The following is a 4,298-nucleotide window of genomic DNA, read 5'->3' as shown; positions in this document are numbered from 1 at the left end:
GGGCAGGCGCTACTCGCAGACGAAGAAGGCGACCTCCACGTAGCCCATCGTCTGCGGACGGGTGTCGACGTCCGAGTTCTCGACGGTCACGCTGGACGCGGCGAAGCTGCTGCCTCCTCCGCCCGTCGACGCGTTGGCCGCGTAGGAGCCGCCACCGCGCACCCACAGGGAGGTGCCGCCGCCGGCACCGCCGAAGTAACCGCCGCCACCGCCACCGGACGCGTACGTCACCTGGCGGCTCGCGTTCGTCCTCGGTGCGCCGGCACCGCCGTCGCGCCCGGAGCCCGGGCTGCCGAGAACCGACTCGGTCACGTTGACCGTCGTCACACCGGGCTGCCCGGGCCCGGTCTGGCTTCCGCCGGTGCTCCGGGCCTGCTCGGTGGAGCCGGTGCTGCTGTCCGCGCGCGAGACGGCGCTCTCGTAGCCGGAGCCGCCGACGGGACCGCCGGACGCCGCGTTCGGCCCGACGCGGGCGGACCGGGTGAAGTCGTTCGAGGTGAAGCCGGCTGCGCTACCGCCGCCGCCGCCCGCGATGACGAGCAGGGAGCCCGCGGCGGTGATCCCGCTGGCCCCGCCCCCTCCTCCGGAGCCGATGTAGCCCGGAGTGCCCGGAGCCCCGCCGTTGCCGAGCCCCTGGCCGCCGGCCTGGTTGCTGCCGCCCGAGCCCGCGGTGATGACGATCTCGGACGCTCCGCCGAGCGCGTCGACGGGGATGGTGCCCGTCACCCGCGCACCGGCGTTGGTGACGTCCGACCCGGTGCGGACGCCGCCGCCGTCTCCGCCGACCGCCGTGAAGCGGACCCACTGGGTTCCCGCGGGCACGGGGATCGTCCGGGCCGCGAGCGCGGTGGTCGAGGTGGCGTCGATGCGCTGCGTGTCCTGCAGGGCGCACTGGGGGGCGGTCGAGGCCGAGGCCATCGGAGCGGCGATCGAGGCGGCCACCACGGGAACGGCCCATGCGGCGCCCTTCACCACGGTTCGGCGCTGGGTCAGACGATCGGGGGCGGCGGTCGGCGTACTGGTGTCTTCGTTCTGCATCGGAGTCCTTCTTGTCATCGTGCACCCCTGGGTATCGGGGGCAGAGTCGGGTGAGAGGCACGGGAGGATGCCCGCGCTGCTCCGACAGAGTCGCCTGCTGCGCGACGGGGCACGCCGCTCGAGGCCGCTCTGGCGCGAACCTGTCCTGAGGCGGCGCGGCGCGCCTCTCGCGCCTCATCTTTCGCGGCTTCTCCGCACCGCTGGGCGGTCGGGTCTCGACGCCACGGACCCGCACCCGACGCGTCGGCGCGGACCCTCCGAGCGGGCGGCACGGCTCGCGAGCACCCTGGAACGAGCAGCCCGGCGAACCCGCGACGGCCGAACGCAGAACCCGACGTCAGTGGGCGCCGGCCCGCGACGGCCGGTCGGGCAGACCGGCGCCGACCCGCGACGGCCGAACGGGCAGCCCGGCGTCAGCCCGCGTCGGCGAGCAGGGACTCGCGGTCGAGCCGCTTCGCGTAACAGCGGGCGCTCGGCTCGTCGCCCCAGTAGCCGTAGCCCGCGATCGGGTCGTAGCCGGCGCTCGCGTAGAGCGCCATCGCCTCCGGCTGCTCCGTTCCGGTGACCAGTCGGAGCAGCTCCACGCCCTCGCGGGCCGCCAGCCGCTCGACGCCGGCGAGCAGCACGCGGCTGAGCCCGCGGCCCCGCGCGGCGCTCACCACGAACATCCGCTTGATCTCGCCGATCCCGTCCTCGACCGCGAGCGCCACGCAGCCGACGAGCCCGCCGTCGACCTCGAGCAGCAGGGTCGGAGCGTCGGCGGGAGGGCGCGGACCGGTGTCGTCGCCGCCGTAGCGGGCGAGGAGGTCGGCCTCCTGCAGGGCGAAGAGGTCCGTGGCTGCCGGGTCTCCGGCCGTGGTCTCGATCAGGCGGTGCACGGCACGATGCTACGGCGCGGCGGCGAGCCCCGCGGCGATCCCGGTCAGCTGCTCGAGCACGGCCCGCACGGCCGAGCGCTCCAGCGTCTCGGGCCGGGCGAGGCAGTCGATGTGGCGGCCGAGCCCCGGGATCCCGAGCGGCCGCAGCACCACCTCCGGCGTGCGCCGCAGGTCGGTCGTGTACCGCGGCAGCAGCGCCACGCCGTCGCCCGCCGACACGACCGCCGCCGCGACCAGGAAGTCGTTGATCCGGTGCGGGATGCGCGCGTCGCCGCCCGCGAGGACCGCGATGGCGTCGATCGCCCGTTCCAGGGGGAAGCCCTCGTGCACCGCGACCCACTCCTCGTCGCGGAGGTCGGCGGGGCGGACGACGTCCTTCGCGGCGAGCGGATGGTCGCGGCGGAGCGCGAGGTCGAGCGGCTCGAAGAGGAGGGGCGTCGACCGCACGGTCCCGGGCCACTCGGCGCTGCCGGCGAGCCGGTGCGCGACGACCAGGTCGTGATCCGCGGTCAGCCCGGCGAAGGCGCTCTGCGCCACGTCGAAGTCGGCGAGCGCGACGCCCGGCCGTCCCGGTGCGCACAGCGCCTCCAGCAGCGGGCCGAACATCGCCAGCCCCGCGCTGTGGAACGCGGCGACCGAGACCGTGCCGCTCGGCTCCCCCTCGAAGTCCGCGACCGCCCGGGCCGCGCGCTCGAGCGCCACCTCCACCTCGACCACGGCCGCCGCGAGAGCGCGGCCGGCGGGGGTCAGCGCGGTCCGGCGCCCGTCGCGGAAGGTCAGCGCCGTCGGTGTGCGGCGCTGCAGCGCGCTGATCTGCTGCGAGACGGAGGAGGGGGACACCCGCATCGCGGCGGCGACGGCGGCGATGCTCCCGCGCTCGCCGAGCTCCCGCAGAGCCCTGAGCTGTCCGAGTTCCATGAGTTCCAACTTACGCGTCGGCGAAGAAGATGCAGTCTTGTCCTTCGGGTCTCCGTGCCGCCACGATGAGCCGTGCGCGCTCTCCTCTCCCGCTTCCGGGTCGACCTCCTCCTGCTCGTGGTCGCCGCCTCCTGGGGCTCCACCTACTTCGCGGCGAAGGAGCTCGTCACCGACTCCAGCGTGATGGCGCTGCTCGGCTCGCGGATGACCCTCGCCGCCCTGTGCCTGGCCGTGATCGTCGCGGCGCGGCGGCACCGGATCACCGCGGCGGAGTGGCGGGTCGGCGTGACCATCGGGGCGCTGCTCGCGACGATCTTCGCGCTCGAGACCTACGGCATAGCCGGCACCTCCGCCACCAACGCGGGCCTCATCATCAGCCTGACGATCGTGATCACGCCGATCCTCGACTCCGCCGTCTCGAAGCGCCGGCTCCCGGGCCGCTTCCTGCTCGCCTGCCTCGTCGCGGTCGTCGGAGTCGCGCTGCTCGCGGGCAACGGCGCCCTCCGCCCGCTCTCCCCCGGCGACCTCCTGATCCTCGGCGCCGCCGTCGTGCGGGCCGTGCACGTCACGTCGATGCACCGCCTCTCGGCCCGGGCGCCGATGGACTCCCTCCGCCTGACCACGGTGCAGCTCGGCACCTGCGCCGTCGTGTTCAGCGCCGCGTCGCTCCTCGTCGGCGTGCCGATCCCCGAGTACGTCGCGGGACTCGACCCCGTGGGCGCCGGTCTGTTCCTCTACCTCGTCCTGGTCTGCACCGTCTTCGGCTTCCTCGTGCAGACGTGGGCGGTCCGCCGCACCTCCCCCTCCCGCGTCAGCCTCCTGCTGGGCACCGAGCCGGTGTGGGCCGCGGTCGTCGGAGTCGCGCTCGCCCGCGACCCGATCGCGCCGGTCGGCTTCCTCGGCATCGCGCTGATCCTCGCGGGCACGGCCTGGGGCCGCTCCCTCGAGCAGCGGACGACGCCCGACGTGCCGACCGCGGCGGCCGCTCCGGAGGCGCTGCTCGCCCCCGACCCGGAGGACGAGCACCGGCGTCCCGTCGAGCGGTAGCCGGGTCAAGGGACTCGCGTGCGGCGCCCCGATGTGGGGGAATCGGGTCGGGAGGCGTCCGCCGCGGGCGCCGCCGGAGGAGGATCCATGTCGCTCAGCGTGCTGTTCATCGGCGGGACGGGCATCATCAGCGCCGCCTGCGTCCGCGAGGCGCTGCGGCTCGGCCACGACGTGACCGTGCTGAACCGGGGGCGGACGTCGCTCCGCCCGCTGCCCGAGGGCGTCCGCGAGGTGCAGGCCGACGGTCGCGACCGCGACTCCGTCACCGCCGCCCTCGGCGACCGGACCTTCGACGCCGTCATCGACTTCGTCGCCTTCACGCCCGAGCACGTGCAGCAGGACATCGACCTGTTCGCCGGCCGCACGGGCCAGTACGTCTTCATCAGCTCGGCCTCGGCCTACCAGAAGCCGCCGCGC

At 75.0% G+C, this 4,298-nt stretch carries 5 protein-coding genes; 2 read left to right on the top strand and 3 right to left on the bottom strand.

The window, feature by feature from the left end; all coding sequences use genetic code 11:
* Positions 1-9: 9 nt before the first annotated feature.
* From C5C27_RS16690 to C5C27_RS16680, 3 genes are all read right to left on the bottom strand, one after another.
* On the bottom strand, positions 10-1,038 hold the full coding sequence (locus C5C27_RS16690; protein WP_146079736.1) for a hypothetical protein: 1,029 nt from the start codon (positions 1,036-1,038) through the stop codon (positions 10-12).
* 413 nt (positions 1,039-1,451) lie between these two features.
* Positions 1,452-1,916 (bottom strand): GNAT family N-acetyltransferase, encoded by a 465-nt coding sequence (locus C5C27_RS16685; RefSeq protein ID WP_104314960.1) that lies wholly within the window; start codon positions 1,914-1,916, stop codon positions 1,452-1,454.
* 9 nt (positions 1,917-1,925) lie between these two features.
* Entirely contained in the window at positions 1,926-2,834 is a 909-nt protein-coding gene (locus tag C5C27_RS16680) for a LysR family transcriptional regulator (RefSeq protein WP_104239391.1), read from the bottom strand.
* A gap of 72 nt (positions 2,835-2,906) precedes the next feature.
* On the opposite strand from C5C27_RS16680, the gene C5C27_RS16675 reads away from it, so the two are divergent.
* Both C5C27_RS16675 and C5C27_RS16670 read left to right on the top strand, forming a co-directional pair.
* Positions 2,907-3,881 carry a DMT family transporter gene (locus C5C27_RS16675; protein ID WP_219813198.1) on the top strand — a complete coding sequence of 325 codons (975 nt, stop codon included), beginning with the start codon at positions 2,907-2,909 and terminating at the stop codon, positions 3,879-3,881.
* A gap of 87 nt (positions 3,882-3,968) precedes the next feature.
* On the top strand, positions 3,969-4,298 hold a 330-nt coding region (locus tag C5C27_RS16670; RefSeq protein ID WP_146079735.1), incomplete at its 3' end, for an NAD-dependent epimerase/dehydratase family protein.

The sequence above is a fragment of the Rathayibacter sp. AY2B7 genome (assembly GCF_002931635.1).
GTDB lineage: Bacteria > Actinomycetota > Actinomycetes > Actinomycetales > Microbacteriaceae > Rathayibacter.
The sequence above is the reverse complement of the archived record's forward strand: the minus strand, read 5'-3'. Positions and strand labels throughout refer to the sequence as shown.